Annotated in this window: 16 protein-coding genes and 5 pseudogenes; 12 read left to right on the top strand and 9 right to left on the bottom strand. The window is 53.9% G+C overall.

Annotated elements, in window-relative coordinates; translation table 11 throughout:
• Positions 1-162: 162 nt before the first annotated feature.
• Entirely contained in the window at positions 163-1,482 is a 1,320-nt protein-coding gene (locus H3L92_RS10555; RefSeq protein ID WP_115336232.1) for an ATP-binding protein, read from the top strand.
• A 228-nt stretch (positions 1,483-1,710) separates the two neighbouring features.
• Here H3L92_RS10555 and H3L92_RS10550 read toward each other — a convergent pair whose 3' ends face one another.
• A complete protein-coding gene (locus tag H3L92_RS10550) occupies positions 1,711-2,100 on the bottom strand; it encodes an IS3 family transposase (protein WP_182115348.1) in 390 nt (129 codons plus the stop codon).
• A gap of 29 nt (positions 2,101-2,129) precedes the next feature.
• Between H3L92_RS10550 and H3L92_RS13420 the strand changes: the two are divergent.
• Positions 2,130-2,308 (top strand): annotated as a pseudogene (locus H3L92_RS13420) (lipoprotein signal peptidase).
• Between the two features lie 115 nt (positions 2,309-2,423).
• Here H3L92_RS13420 and H3L92_RS13750 read toward each other — a convergent pair.
• Together H3L92_RS13750 and H3L92_RS10540 are read right to left on the bottom strand one after the other, a co-directional pair.
• Positions 2,424-2,546: pseudogene (locus H3L92_RS13750) on the bottom strand (IS3 family transposase); the annotation flags it as partial.
• 211 nt (positions 2,547-2,757) lie between these two features.
• A complete protein-coding gene (locus H3L92_RS10540) occupies positions 2,758-3,009 on the bottom strand; it encodes a helix-turn-helix domain-containing protein (protein WP_245945433.1) in 252 nt (83 codons plus the stop codon).
• 147 nt (positions 3,010-3,156) lie between these two features.
• Here H3L92_RS10540 and H3L92_RS10535 point away from each other — a divergent pair, with 147 nt between their 5' ends.
• Together H3L92_RS10535 and H3L92_RS10530 are read left to right on the top strand one after the other, a co-directional pair.
• A complete protein-coding gene (locus H3L92_RS10535; RefSeq protein ID WP_085366073.1) occupies positions 3,157-3,912 on the top strand; it encodes a J domain-containing protein in 756 nt (251 codons plus the stop codon).
• A 226-nt stretch (positions 3,913-4,138) separates the two neighbouring features.
• Entirely contained in the window at positions 4,139-4,735 is a 597-nt protein-coding gene (locus H3L92_RS10530; RefSeq protein WP_085366074.1) for a class I SAM-dependent methyltransferase, read from the top strand.
• Between the two features lie 444 nt (positions 4,736-5,179).
• Here the strand turns inward: H3L92_RS10530 and H3L92_RS10525 are convergent, their stop codons facing one another.
• Entirely contained in the window at positions 5,180-6,778 is a 1,599-nt protein-coding gene (locus tag H3L92_RS10525) for an isocitrate lyase (protein WP_085366075.1), read from the bottom strand.
• Between the two features lie 468 nt (positions 6,779-7,246).
• Entirely contained in the window at positions 7,247-8,119 is an 873-nt protein-coding gene (locus H3L92_RS10520; protein WP_085366076.1) for a lipid A biosynthesis lauroyl acyltransferase, read from the bottom strand.
• 284 nt (positions 8,120-8,403) lie between these two features.
• On the opposite strand from H3L92_RS10520, the gene H3L92_RS10515 reads away from it, so the two are divergent.
• Together H3L92_RS10515 and H3L92_RS10510 are read left to right on the top strand one after the other, a co-directional pair.
• A complete protein-coding gene (locus tag H3L92_RS10515; protein ID WP_085366077.1) occupies positions 8,404-10,182 on the top strand; it encodes an extracellular solute-binding protein in 1,779 nt (592 codons plus the stop codon).
• 213 nt (positions 10,183-10,395) lie between these two features.
• The gene (locus H3L92_RS10510) at positions 10,396-10,845 is read left to right on the top strand and encodes a universal stress protein (RefSeq protein WP_085366078.1); all 450 of its coding nucleotides are present in this window, start codon (positions 10,396-10,398) and stop codon (positions 10,843-10,845) included.
• Positions 10,846-10,907: 62 nt separating this feature from the next.
• Here the strand turns inward: H3L92_RS10510 and H3L92_RS10505 are convergent.
• A pseudogene (locus H3L92_RS10505) lies at positions 10,908-11,588 on the bottom strand (IS1595 family transposase).
• Positions 11,589-11,677: 89 nt separating this feature from the next.
• Here H3L92_RS10505 and H3L92_RS10500 point away from each other — a divergent pair.
• A pseudogene (locus H3L92_RS10500) lies at positions 11,678-12,508 on the top strand (integrase core domain-containing protein).
• Between the two features lie 56 nt (positions 12,509-12,564).
• Here H3L92_RS10500 and H3L92_RS10495 read toward each other — a convergent pair.
• From H3L92_RS10495 to H3L92_RS10485, 3 genes are all read right to left on the bottom strand, one after another.
• Complete coding sequence (locus tag H3L92_RS10495) at positions 12,565-13,365, bottom strand: IS3 family transposase (protein WP_085366649.1); 801 nt, start codon at positions 13,363-13,365, stop codon at positions 12,565-12,567.
• Positions 13,362-13,709 carry a helix-turn-helix domain-containing protein gene (locus H3L92_RS10490; protein WP_085367038.1) on the bottom strand — a complete coding sequence of 116 codons (348 nt, stop codon included), beginning with the start codon at positions 13,707-13,709 and terminating at the stop codon, positions 13,362-13,364. Before H3L92_RS10490 ends, H3L92_RS10495 begins: the two co-directional genes overlap by 4 nt.
• A gap of 295 nt (positions 13,710-14,004) precedes the next feature.
• The gene (locus H3L92_RS10485; RefSeq protein ID WP_085367037.1) at positions 14,005-15,147 is read right to left on the bottom strand and encodes a THUMP domain-containing class I SAM-dependent RNA methyltransferase; all 1,143 of its coding nucleotides are present in this window, start codon (positions 15,145-15,147) and stop codon (positions 14,005-14,007) included.
• A gap of 37 nt (positions 15,148-15,184) precedes the next feature.
• Here H3L92_RS10485 and H3L92_RS10480 point away from each other — a divergent pair.
• From H3L92_RS10480 to H3L92_RS10460, 5 genes and pseudogenes are all read left to right on the top strand, one after another.
• Positions 15,185-15,352 (top strand): annotated as a pseudogene (locus tag H3L92_RS10480) (lipoprotein signal peptidase).
• Between the two features lie 111 nt (positions 15,353-15,463).
• The gene (locus H3L92_RS10475) at positions 15,464-16,069 is read left to right on the top strand and encodes a trimeric intracellular cation channel family protein (RefSeq protein ID WP_085367036.1); all 606 of its coding nucleotides are present in this window, start codon (positions 15,464-15,466) and stop codon (positions 16,067-16,069) included.
• Between the two features lie 147 nt (positions 16,070-16,216).
• Positions 16,217-16,999, top strand: a complete 783-nt coding sequence (gene trpC, locus H3L92_RS10470) for an indole-3-glycerol phosphate synthase TrpC (protein ID WP_085367035.1) — start codon at positions 16,217-16,219, stop codon at positions 16,997-16,999.
• A 292-nt stretch (positions 17,000-17,291) separates the two neighbouring features.
• A complete protein-coding gene (locus H3L92_RS10465) occupies positions 17,292-17,531 on the top strand; it encodes a TM2 domain-containing protein (RefSeq protein WP_085367034.1) in 240 nt (79 codons plus the stop codon).
• 255 nt (positions 17,532-17,786) lie between these two features.
• Complete coding sequence (locus H3L92_RS10460; protein ID WP_115336229.1) at positions 17,787-19,157, top strand: prolyl oligopeptidase family serine peptidase; 1,371 nt, start codon at positions 17,787-17,789, stop codon at positions 19,155-19,157.
• Positions 19,158-19,766: the final 609 nt, after the last annotated feature.

Raw genomic sequence — 19,766 nt, 5'->3', positions numbered from 1 at the left:
CATGCTCGGGCTTGACCCGGGCATCTTGTTGTTTGAAAAGAAACAGCAGATACCCGGGTCAAGCCCGGGTATGACGGAATATAAATATTTCAGACGGCCTTAACGGCTTGCAAAGGTTTCAGGCCGTCTGAACACACCCGTTCCGAAAGGTTTTACCGTTTTATGTCCCGCCATCCCTCGATACAGGCCCGCCTTTCCGTTTTTCTCACGCTGATTATCCTGCTCACCGCTGTGGTTTCGGGGATTTCCACCTTCTACGCCATGTTTGAAGAAGCGCAGGAGCTGCAAGACGACCTGCTCAGGCAGGCAGCCATGCTCACGCAGAAAAACGAGCTGGCGGGCGATACCGGCTACACCGAAATCGACAACGACACCCGCATCTACATCCAGCCCCTGAGCGACAACAGCCGCTTCAACCTGCCCGCAGACGGGCACGAAGGCTTTTCCGACATCACCGACAAACAAAAAGGCAAACCCTACCGCGCCTATATCCACCATTATCCCGACGGCAGCCGCTTCGCCTTTATTCAGGAAACCGAATTCCGCGACGATGTAGCGTTCGACAGCGCATGGCACGCCGTGCTGCCCCTGCTGGTGCTCGCCCCCGTGGCCGTGCTGTTGAGTATGCTGATTATCTACACCACCCTGCGGCCGGTGGCCGAATTGTCGAAACAGGCCGAAACGCGCAACGAAAACGACCTCTCGCCGCTTGCCGCCGCCAATATCCCGCAGGAAATCTACGGCTTCACCGAAGCCATCAACCACCTGCTGCGGCGCGTGGGGGAGGGCGTTTACCGCCAGCAGCGATTTATCGCCGATGCCGCCCACGAACTGCGCTCGCCGATGACCGCACTCTCGCTTCAGGCCGAGCGCCTGAACACCCGCGATCTGCCCGCCGACACCGTACAGCTGGTTAACGATTTGCGCGAAGGCATCCGCCGCAACCGCCGCCTGCTCGAGCAGCTGCTGTCGATGGCAAGGGCGCAGTCCGACGAAAAACGGGTGCATCAAACCATACAGATCAGCCGCACCTGCCGGCGGCTGATACAGGATTTATACCCGCTGGCCGAAGCCAAAAATATCGATCTGGGCGCAGGCTGCAACGACGAAACCGAGCTTTTCGGCGACGAAACCGAAATCTACACCCTGCTTAAAACCCTAACCGAAAACGCCATTTCCTACACACCCGAAAACGGCAGGGTTGATGTATGCGTCAAAGCCCGCAACGGCGGCTGCCTGATAGAAGTGGAAGACAACGGCCCCGGCATTGCGCCCGAAGAGCGCGAACGCGTGTTCGACCCGTTTTACCGCATTTTGGGCAGCGGCACCGAAGGCAGCGGTTTGGGGCTGTCGATAGCCAAAACCATCACCGAACGCTACGGCGGCCGCATCACGCTGGCCGATGCCGAACAGTTCGGCCACGGCCTGAAAGTGAGCGTGTGGCTGCCACACGGGAATATTCAGGAAGAATCAGGAAAGTAAGGTAGAAACCTTTGCAAAAACCCTGCCCTATCCTGAAAAATATTTTTACCCCGTCATACCTGTGCCCAACCCGGGTATCTGTGATTTCTCTTGAAACAAAGAGATGCTTGGGTCAAGCCCGAGCATAACGCAGAGGGTTTAAGATATTGGAAGGTATTTTTGCAAAGGCATCAGGCCGTCTGAAATTTTGAACTGTCCCCCAATACTTGGACAAGTTAAGAATCTTTCTCAAACAGCCTTTTCAAGCTGGGTTCTGTAGCCGACAGGACTCAGCTTTTTCAAGTTTAAACTAATCCGTTCATGATTGTAGTAATGTATGTAATCATCTATTACCTCTGTCAGCTCCGCCACCGACAGCGCACCTTCCTGATAGAAACTCTCCGTTTTCAGTGTACCGAAAAAACTCTCCATCGGCGCATTGTCCCAACAATTGCCTTTGCGCGACATACTTTGCACAATCCCTTTCTCAGCCAATTTCGTTCGATAAGCCTCGGTGCGGTAAAGCACACCCTGGTCGGAATGCAGCAGCGGCGTTTGGCCTTTCAGACGGCCGAATGCTTGGTCCAACATTTGCGCCACCATTTTACTGTTTGCTCTGCGGCCTAAAGAATAGGCCACAATCTCCCGATTAAACACATCGGAGACCTTTGCAAAACCGCCATCTGCGGCGCATTTCTGTGTTGTGCGCTGCTCGCTCGCTTGCCTATCGTGTGATATGTCTGCACTCGCTGCGCTGCTACGCCTTGAACTGCATCCACATCCGGCGGTTTTACAAAGGCCTCATCCAATATCGGCGATAAGTACAGCTTCCCGTCTGTGCATTTAAACTCCGTCACATCGGTCAGCCATTTGTCTGCCGGTTTGTCGGCGGTAAACTCACGATTGAGAATATTGTCCGAAGCCTCTCCTACTGCTTGCGGACGGTAGGTTTTTTTACTGCGGACTTTGGCTTTTAGTCCCAACAAACCCATAATGCGCCGCACTTTCTTTTTGTTCCACGACAATACGGCGGCAATCCGCCGATGACCGTAACGGCCTTTGTGTCGGCGATAGACTTCACCCACTGCGGTTTTGGCCGCCGCATCGGGATCGGCTTTGCCGATATGGTAATGAAAGCTGCTTTTGGGAATGCCGGCACTATGCAGCAGATATTTCAGCGGGTGCTTCGCCCTCAACGTTTGAACGGTTTCGCAGCTTTGGCGGCGTTCTTTTCGTTGAGGGCTTTCATGTGCTTTAGGTAGTCGTTCTCCGCCCTCATGTAACGTAACTCTTCAATCAGTTCCGCCTGGGTTTTTTCGTGGTCGGGTTTGTCGGCGATAAACGGGTTTTTGCGTTGGTCTTCATAGTCTTCATAAACGTAGCCTGCGGGTGTTGAAGTGCGGCAATACCGCCTTGCCGATAGGCGGCTATCCAACGGCGCAGGTGGGTGCGTGAGACGTTGAAGTGCTCTGCGGTGCGCTGTTGGCTGTGCACTTGGTGGTAATGGAGTACGGCTCGGTATTTGAAGTGTAGGTTATATTTGGACATAAGAAAACTGCACCTTTTAAAGTTGGAGGGGGTGTCCAATTTTTGGGGTGCAGTTCAGTTTTTTCAGACGGCCTGATAATGCAGAAAAACCTATTTTTACAGAAGATTGAATATAATCGCAGTTTTCCATTCAACACGGCGGCCACGATGGCAAAACGCATACGCACCCATTACGACAACCTCAAAGTCGCGCAAGATGCGCCGATTGAAGTGATCCGTGCCGCCTACCGTTCGCTGTGCAAAAAATACCATCCCGACCAAAACCGCGACAACCCCGATGCCGAGCGTATCATGAGTTTGGTCAACCGCTCTTATGCCGTGCTTTCCGACCCCGAGCAACGCCGTGCCCACGACGAATGGATAGCCGCCCAAGGTGCGGCTGAAAAACCGGTTTCTTCGCCCATGCCGAAAAACCCCAGCCCCGAACCCGGCCTGTTCGCCCAGGCCCTGTATGCACGGCGTTTGTGGTTGGGATTGCTGTTTTTCGCCGCCTTAATCGGCGCGCTGTTTTGGCTGGCCGGCCAACAGCGGGAGGCTGCCGCCGATATGCCCGTTGCCCGGGCCGACACCGCACCGGCGAGCTACCCCGAATTCGCCCAATATATGGCAGGCTATCCCGTGCTGGCCGAAACCGGCAACGGCATGGTGAAAATCGACAATCAGGCCAACCGCTCCGCCGTGTTGGCGCAGATTTACCCCGAAAACGGCAATACGGCCCTGCGCACCATCTATATCCCCCCGCGCGCCGACTTTACCGCATTCAACTTGCCCTCGGGCAACTACCGCATCAGCTACCGCCAGCTTGCCGACGGCAGCTTGGAAAACACTGTTTTCACGCTTTCAGACGGCCAAACCCAAGCAGCGGTGGTGCAGTTGGAAAGCGCCCGCGCCGGCGTGCCGTGAGGCCGAAACCTTTGCAAAACCCATTGAGGCCGTCTGAAATGTGAGATTCCGTCATTATCGGGCTTAATCCGATAATCCATTGCAATAACAAGCAGATGTTGCCGGACCCCGTGCATTTGCGTTAAGTTTTCAGACGACATTTAGGGTATTTTTGCAAAGGTCTCGGCCTAAAAGAATTTTGCACAGGTCTCAAATAATCTCAAATAATTCAGATAGGAGCCACCCTATGTCGAAATGGGATGAACGCTACCAGCCCGAAGAATATGTGTTCGGCACCGAGCCGAACGAATTTATCGCCCGCATCCGCCCCTACCTGCCCGCACAAGGCAGGGCATTGGATTTGGCCACCGGCGAAGGGCGCAACGGCATTTTTCTGGCGCAGCTCGGTTTGGAAGCCGAAGGTGTGGATATGTCGGCCAGAGGGCTGGAAAAAGCGCAAAAACTGGCGCAGCAAAAAGGCGTGCGGTTTGCCACCCGCTTGGCCAACATCTCCGAAATGGATTTACCGATCGACCATTATGCCGTGATTACCTCGGTATTCTGCCACTTTGCCGAACCCGAGCGCAGCCGCACCCTGCAACGCATGATAACCGCACTGCAAAGCGGCGGCCTGTTTGCCGGTGTGTTCTACCACCCCGACCAAATCGGCCGCGGCACCGGCGGCCCGTCCGACCCCGCCATGCTTGGCACGCTGGAAGAAATGCAGCAGGCGCTGCACGGTTTGGAATGGCTGGTGGCCGAACACAGCCTGCGCGAAATGAACGAAGGCAGCCGCCATCAAGGCGTCAGCTCGGTGATTTACCTGCTGGGGCGCAAGCCGTGATGCGGGGTTTGGCTTTGGCAAAATTCCTTCCAGTATCTCAAAATCTCTGCGTCATACCCGGGGTTAACCCGACTATCCTTTTGTTTCAAAAGAAATAACGGATACCTGGGTCAAGCCCGGGTATGACGAAACAGAAATAAATTCAGAATTAAAACGTATTTTGCAAAGGTCTCGGTATTTAAACATTTCAGGCGGCCTCAAGGCAGTTCTGCAAAGTCTCGGGCTGTTTTGTATCTGGCGCAGAATACGGTTCAGTAAGTTGTTCGGTTTGCAGACAAAAAAAGCGGGCAACCCTTGCGGATTGCCCGAATACCTCAAATCAGAGATTTACGCTTCACAAACAATACAGGCTTGCGCCTGCACTTTATCCGCACAGCTCAACTCTATGCAGATAAAGAGGTCGGTTTCAGACGGCCTTTCGTTGAGGCCGTCTGAAACGGTCTCTTACGAGAATTGGTTCATGGTGTTGTCTTTACCGCCCGCTTTCAGTGCGGCTTCGCCGGCAAAGTATTCTTTGTGGTTGTCGCCAATGTCGGAACCGGCCATGTTTTGGTGTTTCACGGTGGCGATACCTTGGCGGATTTCTTCACGCTGAACGCCCTTCACATAAGCCAGCATACCTTGGTCGGCAAAGTAGCCTTTGGCCAAATTGTCGGTTGACAAGGCGGCGGTGTGGTAAGTGGGCAGGGTAATCAGGTGGTGGAAGATGCCGGCTTGGGCAGATGCATCTTTTTGGAAGGTGCGGATGCGCTCGTCGGCTTCTTTGGCCAAATCGGTATCGTCGTAATCCACGCTCATCAGTTTGGCGCGGTCGTAGGCAGATACGTCTTTGCCGGCCTGCTGCCATGCATCGAACACTTGCTGGCGGAAGTTCAGCGTCCAGTTGAACGAGGGGCTGTTGTTATACACCAGTTTGGCGTTCGGAATGGTTTCGCGGATTTTATCCACCATTTCTTTAATTTGGCCGATGTGCGGTTTTTCGGTTTCGATCCACAGCAGGTCGGCGCCGTTTTGCAGCGAGGTTACGCAGTCGAGCACCACGCGGTCGATGCCGGTGCCTTTGCGGAACTGGAACAGGTTGCTCGGCAGGCGCACGGGTTTGATGGTTTTGCCGTTGGTGTTCACAATCACGTCGCCCGGTTTGATTTGGCTCAGGTCGGTGATTTCTTCGCCGTCTAAGAAGCTGTTGTATTGGTCGCCCAAATCGCCCGGCTGCAATGAGTAGGCAATCTGTTTGGTTAAGCCGGCGCCCAAAGAGTCGGTGCGGGCGACGATCACGCCGTCGTCCACGCCCAATTCCAGGAATGCGTAGCGGACGGCATTGATTTTCGCCAGGAAATCAACGTGCGGAACGGTTACTTTGCCGTCTTGGTGGCCGCATTGTTTTTCATCGGAAACTTGGTTTTCGATTTGGATACAGCAGGCGCCTGCTTCAATCATTTTCTTGGCCAAGAGATAGGTGGCCTCGGCGTTGCCGAAGCCGGCGTCGATATCGGCGATAATCGGCACAACGTGGGTTTCGAAGTTGTCGATTTGGTTTTGGATTTCCTGTTCTTTGGCTTTGTCGCCGGCGGCGCGGGCGGCATCCAGCGCGGTAAACAGCAGGTCGAGTTCGCGGGCGTCGGCCTGTTTCAGGAAGGTGTAAAGCTCTTCAATCAAAGCCGGAACGCTGGTTTTTTCGTGCATGGATTGGTCGGGCAGCGGGCCGAATTCGGAACGCATGCCGGCCACCATCCAGCCGGAGAGATACAGGTAGCGTTTGTTGGTGGTTTTTTGGTGTTTTTTAATCGAAATCAGTTTTTGCTGGCCGACAAAACCGTGCCAGCAGCCGAGCGATTGGGTGTAGTTTGCGGGGTTTGCATCGTATTCGGCCATGTCGCGGCGCATAATGGCTGCGGTGTATTTGGCGATATCCAAGCCTGTTTTGAAGCGGTTTTGCAGCCGCATACGGGCAACGTATTCGGGGGTAATCGCGCTCCAGCCTGAACCCATCTGCTGCTTCAGCTCTGCTGCTTCTTTGATTTCGTTTTGGTAATTTGCCATCTCTGTTAACTCCTTTGTTCTCGCTTGATTTTTGGAATACCGTTTACACGTTATTGATTTCGTGTAGTGGGGTGTAGTCGGAATTTACCCGCTTTTTTTCATCTTGCCAAGCCCTTATTGCAAAGTTTTTGATTTTTATGCGGGTTTTGAATGATTGGCGGCGGGTGGTTTTGGAACTTTATGGCTGTTGTCGGGCGGTTTTTTATATTTTTTGGGGAAATATGCTGTTTTCGGGATATTTATTATCAGGGTTTGAGGTGTCGCATTATTGTTTTCCAACAACGGCAATAGTGTAGTGGTTTGAATTTCAGGGGTTTGTTTTGGATGGTGTTGCTGCCGCACAATATCGGCTATGCCGAAAGCTTAATAGGTAGCGGCGTGTAATCCGGTGTTCGGCAATAAAAAATGCCGCCTTTCTTTAATACGTTAAGAAAGGCGGTTTGTATGGTGTAAAGGCCGTCTGAAACGTTAGCCGTAAAAGCCCGGCTCGCCTTCGGGGCGGGTTTTGAAGCGTTTGTGCAGCCAGAAATATTGCTCGGGGTGTTCGCGCGCGCGCGCTTCGATAAAGTCGTTCATGCGCTGCGTGTCGGCCTCTGCGCTCTCGGTGGGGAAGTTTTCCCAGGCGGGATAAAAACGCAGCGTTACGGTGTTGTCGGCTTCGCGAGTGGGGATGGCGGGGATGACTTTGGCGCCGGTTAAACCTGCGATGCGGCTCAATCCGGCAATGGTGGCGGTGGGAATGCCGAAAAAGTTAACGAAAATCGAATCGTTGCGGCCGAAATCTTGGTCGGGCAGATAGAGAAAGGGGGCGCTGCTTTTGCGGATTTGTTTGATAATCGCCCGCAATCCTTCGTTGCGGCCGATTAAAAACACGTTGTTGTAGCGGTGGCGGCCTTTGAGAATCTGCTCGTCCATCGCCCGGTTTTTCTGGTGGGAATACATGCTGGTAAGCGGCACGTCTTGGTTGAGGGTGTAAACGGCCATTTCAAAGGCGGTGAAATGGGGGTAGAGCAGAATCACTTTTTCGCCCGCCGCCAGCGCGTTGTCGAGATGGTGTTTGTCTTGATAGCGCACGAAGCGGCGCAGGCGTTCGGCGGGGGCGTACCAATAAAGGCCGTATTCGAACATCAGTTTGGCCATATGTTGGAAATGGCGTTTCAGCACGGCGGTGCGTTCGGCTTCGCTCCACTCGGGAAAGCATTTCTGCAAATTGGTTTCGCCCACTTTACGGCGCGGTTTGACGGCGTAATAGGCCAAAAAACCGACAAAGTCGGCCAGTTTGTGAATCAGGCAAAACGGCAGCAGCTGAATTAAATATAAGATAAAGAAAGCGAATTTCATTTGTCGGCTGTCGGGTTGGGCGGGTGGCCGTATTATAGACGCGAACGCTGCTTTTTTATATAAACCTTTTCGGGTTTGGGGCGGGCTTACATCGGCATGGCGAAACGGCGCACAAATACTGGCATCCGGTTTTCAGACGGCCTTTTCAGACGGCCTGAGCAGATTTTGCAAAGGTTTCGGCTTGTTATCATCTGCTCAATAAATCATTTGACTATAAAACGGTGTTTGGGCAATTCTGCCGATAGGCTACAATAAGCCCCGCATTTTTTGTTAAGCGTTTTGAGATGAAAACTTTTTCCGCCCTGCTGCTGTTTTGCGCCGCCGCCCATGCCCACGCCGCCCACGGTTTGGCTTTGGGCCAGCCTGTGCGGCACCCTGCCGGCTTCAAATCGTTCGATTATGTCAACCCCGATGCGCCCAAAGGCGGCACGTTTACGCTGCCTCTGCCCGGCGGTTTCGACACACTCAACCCGTTCACGCTCAAAGGCGACCATGAGGCGGGCACCGCTATGCTCACGCTCGACACGCTGGCCGAAAAAGGCAAAGACGAGCCGTTTGCCATGTATGGTTTGCTGGCGGAAGACATTTCTCCGGCTTCAGACGGTCTTTCCGTAACCTTCAAACTCAACCCCAAAGCACGCTTTCACAACGGCGACCCCGTGCTGGCCAAAGACGTGGCCGCCTCGTTCAACACCCTCACCCGCGACAAAGCCGCCGCGCCCATGTACCGTTTTTATTGGGCAGACGTGGCGCGCGTGGAAACCCCCGATGCGCGCACGGCGGTGTTCCGCTTCAAAAAGCGCAACGCCGAACTGCACATGACTTTGGGCGAGCTGCCCGTGTTTTCGCATAAAAGCTACCCCAAGGGCCTCGCCGCCGCAGCCAACACCCCGCCCATCGGCTCCGGCCCCTACCGCCTGCACAAAACCGATGCCGGCCGCCTGAGCGAATTCGTGCGCGACAAAAATTATTGGGCGCAAAACCTGCCCGTGCGCAAAGGCATGTATAACTTCGACACCGTGCGCTTCAAATACTACAAAGACGACAGCGTGCGCATCGAAGGCATCAAAGGCGGGCAATACGATTTCGTGCAGGAAAACATCGCCCGCAACTGGGCGCGCGCTTATCCCGACGCCGTGTTGTCGAAACGCAAACTGCACAAACACGAATGGCGGCACAACAACACCGCCGGCATGCAGGGTTTCGTGATGAACCTGCGCCGCAAGCCTTTCGACGATATCCGCGTGCGGCAGGCGCTAGTGGAAAGTTTCGATTTTGAAAACACCAACACACGCCTGTTTTACAGCACCTACCGACGCAGCAACAGCTTCTTCACCAACGGCGAAACCGCCGCGCGCGGCAAACCTGCCGGTGCAGAATTGGCCTTGCTCAACGGCGTGAAACAGCATCTGCCCGCCGCCGTGTTTACCCAAAACGCGCCCGAGCCGCCCAAAACCGATCCCGTGCTCGGCGTGCGCCCCAACCTGCTCAAAGCCCGCGCCCTGCTCGAGCAGGCAGGCTACCGCTACCGCAACGGCATCTTGGTCAACCCGCAGGGCAGGCCGCTGGTGATTGAGTTTCTCAGCCCCAACAAAACCTATGAGCGCGTAACCGCAAAATGGCGCAACGATTTGGCCAAAATCGGCGTGCTGATGAACGTGCGCGTGGCCGACCCCGCCGTTTACCAAAAGCGGCTCAACAGCTTCGATTTCGACATGACCATCACGGTGTATGCCAACAGCGAAAGCCCCGGCAACGAACAGTTCGACTACTTCAGCTGCGCCGCCGCCAAAACCGACGGCAGCCGCAACTGGGCGGGCGTGTGCCATCCCGCCGTAGAGGCCCTGCTCAAACATTTCGAGAGCTTCACCAGCCGCGCCGAATTGGTGGCCGCCTCCCGCGCGCTCGACCGCGTCTTGCGCCACCAATACATCATCGTGCCCAACTGGTATGCCGACCGCCACCGCGTGGTGTACCGCGACACCTTGGGCATACCCGCCAACCGCCCCAAATACTATTCCCCCGCAGAATGGGCGTTGAGCACGGGCTGGGTGAAACGGTAGCGCAGGCAGCGAACCACAAAAGGTTTCAGGCCGTCTGAAAACCGGCGGCCGGTTCGCCCTGATGTTCAGACAGCCGCTAACTTGATACAAAGCAAAAGGCCTTTGCGGACAAGCAACTTAAAATACCCGTAGCGGTCTATCTCATATAAACTGAAAACACAAACCGCCCCAAAAAAGCAGACTAACCGTTACCACAAACCGAGGAGGTGCATCATGTATCAACGTATTCTGGTTCCCGTAGACGACAGCACAGCAGCCCTGCATGCCCTGAAAGAAGCCTGCCAACTGGCCAAACAGCTTGATGCCGCCATTTTGGCCGTGCATGTGGTGGACGTAGCCCAGTTTGATTGGGGCGCGCCAACCTTTAACGATGCCGCAGCCTTGCGCAAAGCCGTGGAGGCCACCGGCGTTAAAGTGCTCGAAAAAAGCCAAGCCGAGCTGGAAGCGGCGGGCGTGCGCTACGACAGCCTGATTATGGAAAGCGCGGGCGACAAAATAGCCGATTTGTTGATCGAGCAGGCCGAAGCGGAAAACTGCGACTTAATCGTGATGGGCACACACGGCTTTTCCGGCCTGATGCACCTGCTGATGGGTTCCGTTGCCGAAGGCGTAGTGCGCAAATCCGACGTGCCGGTGCTGCTGGTGCGCCGCAAAGACGATTAAACGTCCGAACCAACCGCCGAAGGTTTCGGTTTGAATATTATATAGGGGCTTAGGAAGCAAAATTAGCCCAAGGGTCGATTTCGCAGTATTTTAAGCAAGACTTTATACAGATCATCATGTCTGTGATTGAAGCGAAATTCGGTTTTCTTTAAGTGTAAATAAAAAGTCTGTTTCGATACACCGTTAAATTTAACCAAGCGGTTTTTGGCATAACCCCAAAACGACTCGATGCCGTTAATGTGTTGTGCACCCCGGGCGAACTCGTCTGCACCATGATGTACCCTGAGGTGCTTTTCATAGCCCATATCAACCAAGCCGTGATAGCCGCGCCAGCCGTCGGTATTGATGACACTTTCAACAGCAATCCGCCCTCGAATAACCTGTTACAGTGTAGCTTTCGAGGTATCCGGCACGATTTCGGTATAGACTTTGTCATCCCGTTTTAAAATGCCGAAAACAATGGTTTTGCCTCCCGCTCCCCGCCCGCGTTTACCTCGGATGCGTTTGGCGCCGAAGTAGGATTCGTCCAGTTCGACCACCCCGGCAAAAGGAGTTTGCCGTTCACATTCAGCGGCCATGCGGCAACGCAGTTTGAGAAACAGATTATTGATACTTCGGATACTGATGCCGGTGAGTCTGGCGGTATCGGAAGTGGTCAAATCAAGTGCGGAAAGGTGCAGGATTTGACGGGATTTTGATTCGGTAATTTTACTGAACTTTTGGTACTTGTTTTTAATAGGCATATCAGAAGTTTATCATCATTTTTGCTGATTTTGCTTCCTAGCTGTAGAAAAAGCTAGTGTTGTTTACAGTATTTGAAAGACAATACTGCATGAACATCCATAAAAATACCCGGCTAACCCCGCATAACCGCCAGGCCATTTGGCGCGCTTATACACAAGACAAAATCAGTGTAACTTCGTTGGCACAACAATACCGTGTCAGCAGAGTAACGATTTACCGCATACTCAAAGCAGCCCGGTTGCAGCTGCTCACCCCGCAAAAAAGCACCAACAACCGCTTTAAACAAGCCAAATACGGCATGAAACGCCTGGCTAAAGTTGAGCGGGAAATCGAAGAGAAACTCAAAAAACAGGCAAAGCGTTACAACCAATCCTATCCCGGCGAAATGGTTCATTTCGATACCAAACGGCTGCCTTTGCTACAAAACCAAAAAGCAACCGACCCTCGGGATTATCTGTTTGTTGCCATTGATGATTTTTCCCGCGAGCTGTATGCTGCAATATTGCCGGACCGTACAGCAGCCAGCGCAGCCAAATTTCTTTTGCGCGATGTGATAGATTGTTGTCCCTATACCATCGAATGCGCCTATTCCGACAACGGTGTGGAAATCGTGGCAATGCGGAGCACCCGTTTGGCATTGCCTGTGTGCAAAACAACATAAGCCAAAAATTCACCCGTGTTGCCCGGCCGCAAACCAATGGTAAAGCCGAGCGGGTTATCCGTACCTTAATGGAAATGTGGCATGACAAGCATCCGTTTAAGGATTCGGCGCTCCGGCAAAAAGAGTTATGTCGTTTTGTTAACTTTTATAACACCGTCAAGCCCCACAAGAGCCTGAAAGGCGACCCCCCTTTTTGAGGTTTTACAGGCTTCATTCCCAACCTGTTGTGTAAACAACCCGACCATTTCCTACACTTAAAGGCCGTCTGAAAACCTGAACTGTCCCCCAATACTTGGACAAGTTAAGAATCTTTATCAAACAGCCTTTTCAAGCTGGGTTCTGTAGCCGACAGGACTCAGCTTTTTCAAGTTTAAACTAATCCGTTCATGATTGTAGTAATGTATGTAATCATCTATTACCTCTGTCAACTCCGCCACCGACAGCGCACCTTCCTGATAGAAACTCTCCGTTTTCAGTATACCGAAGAAACTCTCCATCGGCGCATTGTCCCAACAATTGCCTTTGCGCGACATACTTTGCACAATCCCTTTCTCAGCCAATTTCGTTCGATAAGCCTCGGTGCGGTAAAGCACACCTTGGTCGGAATGCAGCAGCGGCGTTTGGCCTTTCAGACGGCCGAATGCTTGGTCCAACATTTGCGCCACCATTTTACTGTTTGCTCTGCGGCCTAAAGAATAGGCCACAATCTCCCGATTAAACACATCCAATATCGGCGATAAGTACAGCTTCCCGTCTGTGCATTTGAACTCCGTCACATCGGTCAGCCATTTGTCTGCCGGTTTGCCGGCGGTAAACTCTCGATTGAGAATATTGTCCGAAGCCTCTCCTACTGCTTGCGGACGGTAGGTTTTTTTACTGCGGACTTTGGCTTTTAGTCCCAACAAACCCATAATGCGCCGCACTTTCTTTTTGTTCCACGACAATACGGCGGCAATCCGCCGATGACCGTAACGGCCTTTGTGTCGGCGATAGACTTCACTCACGGCGGTTTTGGCCGCCGCATCGGGATCGGCTTTGCCGATATGGTAATGAAAGCTGCTTTTGGGAATGCCGGCACTATGCAGCAGATATTTCAGCGGGTGCTTCGCCCTCAACGTTTGAACGGTTTCGCAGCTTTGGCGGCGTTCTTTTCGTTGAGGGCTTTCATGTGCTTTAGGTAGTCGTTCTCCGCTCTCATGTAACGTAACTCTTCAATCAGTTCCGCCTGGGTTTTTTCGTGGTCGGGTTTGTCGGCGATAAACGGGTTTTTGCGTTTGGTCTTCATAGAGGCAGCCTGCGGGTGTTGGAGTGCGGCGATACCGCCTTGCCGGTAGGCGGCTATCCAACGGCGCAGGTGGGTGCGTGAGACGTTGAAGTGCTCTGCGGTGCGCTGTTGGCTGTGCACTTGGTGGTAATGGGGTACGGCTCGGTATTTGAAGTGTAGGTTATATTTGGACATAAGAAAACTGCACCTTTTAAAGTTGGAGGGGGTGTCCAATTTTTGGGGTGCAGTTCACCTTTTCAGACGGCCTGAAGCCTTTGCAAAATTCCTTTCAGTATCTTAAAACTTCTGCGTCATGCCCGGGCTTGACCCGAGCATCTTTATTGTTTCAAAAGAAATAACAGATACTCAGGTTGGGCACGGGTATGACGAAACATAAATAAATTCAGAATTAAAGCGTATTTTGCAAAGGTCTCGGCCTGAAGTGTGTTTAAACCGGCTTCAAAAGCCTCTGGCTGTTAAGGGCAGCCGCTTACCGGTTAGATCCCGCCACCATATCGATCAGAAACAGGCGGCAGTCGAGGTTACCGTTAAACAGCGGGATTTTGCGTTTGGGCGAGAGGCGCATCAGCTTGGGCATTTCGCGGTCGGCGGTGAACATGCCGGCGCGCCAGCCCGCGTAGTGTTGTTTGAGCCATGTGCCCAGCTGCGGATAAAGCGCGTGCAGCGCCTGCACTTCGGCCAGCCGCACGCCGTAGGGCGGGTTGGAAACCATGATACCGTTGTCGCCGTTGGGGCGGACGGACTGTGCATCCTGCACGCGCCAATCAATCAGGTTGCCGACGCCGGCGGCTTGGGCGTTGGCTTCGGCGGTGCGTATCATGAAACGGTCGTTATCGCTGCCTCCGATGGGGGCGGGCGTTTGCGGCAGCGCTTGCTGTTCGGCTTCGCGGCGCAGGTTCTGCCATAATGCAGCATCAAAATTTTTGAGTTTTTCAAAGCCGAAACGGCGCATCAGGCCGGGGGCGCGGCGGGCGGCTATCCGGGCGGCTTCGATGGCGAGGGTGCCGCTGCCGCAAAACGGGTCTTGAAACGGCTGCGTGCCGTCGTAGCCCGCCAGCAGCAGCAGGCCGGCGGCGAGGTTTTCGCGCAGCGGGGCTTCGCCCGTGTCTTGGCGGTAGCCGCGTTTGAACAGGGCTTCGCCGCTGGTGTCGATAAAAATCTGTACGGTTTGTTCGCCGATAAAGGCGTGTACGCGCACATCAGGGTTGGTTTTGCCCACGCTGGGGCGTGCGCCGAGCGCGTCGCGGAAGGCGTCGCACAGGGCGTCTTTGATTTTCAGGGCGGCGAAATCGAGGCTTTTCACCCGTGCGCGCCTGCCTTCCACTTTCGCTTTGAAGGTTTGTTCCAGCCCGAACCATTCGGCCCAGCGGATATTGCGGGCGAGGGTGTAGATGTCGGCTTCGCTGCGGTAGCTGCCTTTGGTCAGTTGCAGCAGCACGCGGCTGGCGGTGCGCGAATGCAGGTTGATGCGGTAAACCTGTTCCAGCGTGCCTTTGCAGGCCACGCCGCCGTCGGTGGGTTCGGGTTGGCCGCAGCCGAGCGCGGAGAGTTCCTGCTGCAAAACGCTTTCGAGGCCGCGCGGGCAGGTGGCGAAGAGGGAATAGCGGGTCATGGGGGCTTTCGGTGTGGTGGGATTCGGGCCGGAGCCTTTGCAAAACCCCAATCTACGGCGTATTTCTGCGTTGTGCGTTTATGCCTTTTAGGGTGCTGCTTGCTCGTTTGCCTATCTGCTTGATATGTCTGCACTCGCTGCGCTGCTGCGCCTTGAACTGCATCCATATCCGGGGGCAAAGGTCTCAGGCCGTCTGAATCGTTAAAAATCAGATAATGCGGTTGATTATAGCTGTGTGCAGGGCTTTGCGGCAGAATATTTCAGACGGCCTGCCCGGCTGATTTTATAATATGCTTTTTCCATTTCAAGGGTTGTTATGAACGCCACCGAAATCATCCACATCATCGGCACCGCCGCTTTCGCCCTTTCCGGCTATCTGGTCGGCGTGCGCAAGCGGCTGGATATGCTGGGCGTGATGATTACGGCCATGCTGACCGCCATCGGCGGCGGCATGATGCGCGATGCCATTGTCGGCCGCATACCGCTGGTGTTCACCCAAAACACCGCATGGGCGGTTATCGGCATCACGTTGCTGCTTGCCTGGGGGTTCAAGCTGCAAAACACCCGCAAACGCGAGCTGGCGGCGGTGTTTTTATGGGCCGACTCGTTGGGTTTGGCGGCGTTCACCATCACCGGCGCGCAGGCAGGCTTGGCGCTGGATGTGAACATTTTCGGCGTGGTAATGCTCGGCTTTATCACGGCGGTGGGCGGCGGCATTGTGCGCGATGTGCTGGTGAACGATATTCCCATGATTTTACGCAAGGATTTTTACGGCACCGTGTCGGTGATTATCGGCCTTGCGCTCTACGGTTTGGACAAACTGGGCTGGGTAAACCCGTTCACATTGAATCTGCTGCTGTTCGGCGGTTATGTGCTCAGGCTGTGGGCGCACCGCGTGGCTTGGCGGCTGCCGAAGTTTTAATGCAGGCCGTCTGAAACGGTGGCTTTCGAGCGGCCTTATCTTTTATACTTCGCCATCCGTTTGCCAACCCCATACTGTTTCAGACGGCCTAAACGGCTTGCAAAGGTTTCAGGCCGTCTGAAAACCTTATCTAACCGAAAGATTGCCATGCCAGACATCTTAAACAAAATCCTCGCTACCAAAGCCGGGGAAGTGGCCGCCGCCAAAGCCGCGCTGCCTTTAAACGAACTCAAACCGCAGGCGCTGGCGGCCGAGCCTGCGCGCGGATTTGTGGAAGCCATCCGTGCCAAACACGCCGCCGGCCTGCCGGCGGTGATTGCCGAAGTGAAAAAGGCCAGCCCTTCCAAAGGCTTGATCCGCCCCGATTTCCACCCTGCCGACATCGCGCGGGCTTATGAGCGCGCCGGCGCGGCCTGTTTGTCGGTGCTGACCGACGAGCAGTATTTCCAAGGCTCGCCCGAATATCTCAAGCAAGCCAAAGCCGCCGTAAACCTGCCCGTGCTGCGCAAAGACTTCATCATCGACGACTATCAGGTTTATCAGGCCCGCGCCTGGGGCGCCGATGCCGTGCTGCTGATTGCCGCCGCACTCGAAGCGCATGAATTGGAGCAGTTCGAGCACACCGCGCACAATCTGGGCATGGCGGTGCTGCTGGAGCTGCACGACCCCGCCGAGCTGGAAAAGTGCCGCAACCTCACCACGCCGCTGTGGGGCGTGAACAACCGCAACCTGCGCACGTTTGACGTGTCGTTGCAGCAAACGCTCGACCTGCTGCCCGCGCTTGCAGGCAAAACCGTGGTTACCGAAAGCGGCATCCGCAACAAAGAAGACGTAACCTTTATGCAGAACCACGGCGTGCACACCTTCTTAATCGGCGAAACCTTTATGCGTGCCGACGATATCGAAGCGGCGGTGAAAACGCTGTTTTAACAAACAGGCCGTCTGAAACTTAACGCGGATGTGCCGGATATTTCCGAACTATCCGTCTTCCGCCTGAACGGCAAATGCCGGATTATCGGGTCAAGCCCGATAATGACGGAATCCAACATTTCAGACGGCCTCAATGAATTTTGCAAAGGCCGTATAACACAGGTTTTTTCTACCCCGCCGTTTCGGGCAAAGCTTGCGTTTGCCTGTTTTTACGAAAAAACCGCTTTTAATTTAAAGCGGCGCCCACCATTTAGAGGCCGTTAAAACAACCGCATAACACAAGGAAAACACCATGAATGTTCCCGTTTCTTACGCCGCTTCCTACCCGCACACCTGCAACAAAGCCCTTTATGTGGCGATGGCGCTGCTGTTCGGTACGTTCGGTGTGCACAAGTTCTGTGCCGGCCGCGTGTGGATGGGGATACTGTATTTTCTGCTCAGCTGGACGTTTATCCCCACCGTTATCGGCATTATCGAAGGCATTTTCGCCGCCTTCAAACCCACCGACTCGCTGGGCGCCATTGTGGTGTGAACCAAAACGCAGCCGAGGCCGTCTGAAACCTTGTGATTTCAGACGGCCTTTTTACGTTTGTTTTACATTTATAGTGGCTTAAATTCAAAACAGGACAAGGCGCCGAGCCGAGACAGTACAGATAGTACGGAACCGATTCTGTTGCCGCTTCAGCGGCTTACAAAATCGTTCTCTTTGAGCTAAGGCGAGGCAACGCTGTACTATTTTGAATTTAAGCCACTATATTACGTTTATACGATAAAACCGCCGTTCCGTATGGCGGCGCACACAAACGCCAAGCGCGCGGTTATAGTGCCGCATCACGCCTTGCCGGTTTTTCTGAAAGTATGGATTATGAAAAAAATCACTACCGCTTTAGCCGCCGCCGGTCTGGTTGCGGCCTTGTCGGGCTGCCAGGCCCTCACTTCCGTGTTCCCCGCCGATAAAACCACCGCCGCTGCCGACCCCGTGCAGGAAGTGGGCGCCGTAACCGAAGTGTTCGGCGACGGCCAGAAAATCACCGCCGCCGTGGTGAAATACGCGGCCGACATCAGCAACGCTTCGTTGCAGGCCGAAGATTTCGCCGTGGCCGACCGCAAAGTTACCAAAGTGTATGCCAACGATGCCCCCGTTACCGCCGAGCAGCCCAAAAACGGCCGTTATGTGGTGGTCGAGCTTTCCAAAAACGATGAAGACGCCGTTGCCTTCGGCGTGGAAGGGCGCGACATCATCCGCCGCAAACCCGAGCTGAAAGTTACCCAAACCGGCGACATCGCCGACACCGGCGGCAACACCATCGCCCCCACCGGCAACGAATGGCAGAGCAAAACCGCCGTCAATTTAGTGGTGGACGACTTCAAACAAGCCTCGTTCGCCGACCCGCAAACCGGCGTAACCGTTAACTACAACCTGTTTGTGCCGAAAAACTACAACCCGCAGAAAGCCTATCCGCTGGTGCTGTTTATCCACGATGCGGGCGTAACCGGCAGCGAGGTCAAAACCACCCTCCAGCAGGGTTTGGGCGCGGTGGTTTGGGCTTCGCCCGAATCACAGGCCAAAAACGAAGCATTCGTGTTGGCGCCGCAGTTCAACCATAAAACCGTGAACGATAAATCCGAAGCCACCAACGATGCCGATGCCGTGATCAATCTCATCAAACACCTGCAAACCCAATACAACATCGACCCTGCGCGCCGTTACGCCACCGGCCAGTCGGGCGGCGGCATGATGGAAATGGCGATGAACATCAAACACCCCGATTTCTTCGCCGCTTCCTACATCGTGGCCGCGCAATGGGATGCTGCCAAAGTTGCGCCGCTGGCGAAAAGCAAAATGTGGATTGTGGTTTCGGAAGGCGATGAAAAAGCCTATCCCGGCATGAACGCCGTTACCGCCGCCCTCGAAAAACGCGGTGCCAAAGTGGCGCGTAAAACATGGAGCGGCCTCTCCACGCCCGCCGAGTTCGATGCCGAAGCGCGCGCCATGCGCAGCCAAAACGCCAACATCAACTACACCGTTTTGCAGAAAGGCACGGTGGTGCCCGCCGGCCAAACCGACAACAGCGGTGCCAACCACGCCAACACTTGGCGTATCGCCTACAACATCGAAGGCATCCGCGACTGGCTGTTCGAGCAGCGCAAGCCCTAACGAACCGGCTTGTAGTTAACCAACCTGCAACCTAAGAAAAGTAACGTCATACTCGGGCTTGACCCGAGTATAGTGGATTAAAATAAGAATGCCGAAGTAGGGTAAAACGATTCTTTAGCATATCGCCCAATTGCAAGTTTGAATGCAGTTATTTCATTTCGGAGTTTTTATTTGAATTCACTATATCTTGAGTTTTAGCAAGTTTTGAGATACCCGGGCCAAGCCCGGGTATGACGGAATTACTGATGAGTAAGCGGTTTAACTATAACAAACCCAGGCCGTCTGAAACGTTTCAGACGGCCTGAATTTTTCCACGCATCGCGTGCAGAATAACAACACGCTGTGTTCGGAGCTTGACCCGGCTGTTTTTTGTTTGGGAGGGGCAGGCAAAATCAAAACGGCACCACGGCGAGTGTAAACTTCCGAAGTTTGTTTTAAATTAAACGATTTTTCAAAGAAGAGCCATAGAGGAAGGCTATATCGACAATATTCGAAAACCTTTGTGTTTATATAAAGTTACACTAAGAGTTAACAAACGTTATGCAAATTGTAAAGATGTAAATCTTATTGTTAGTTTGTTTGGTTATAATGATAATTTCATTTGTTTAA

Origin of the sequence: Neisseria dentiae (assembly GCF_014055005.1) — a bacterium.
GTDB lineage: Bacteria > Pseudomonadota > Gammaproteobacteria > Burkholderiales > Neisseriaceae > Neisseria > Neisseria dentiae.
Note: the sequence above shows the minus strand (reverse complement) of the source record. Positions and strands in the feature narration are given on the sequence as shown.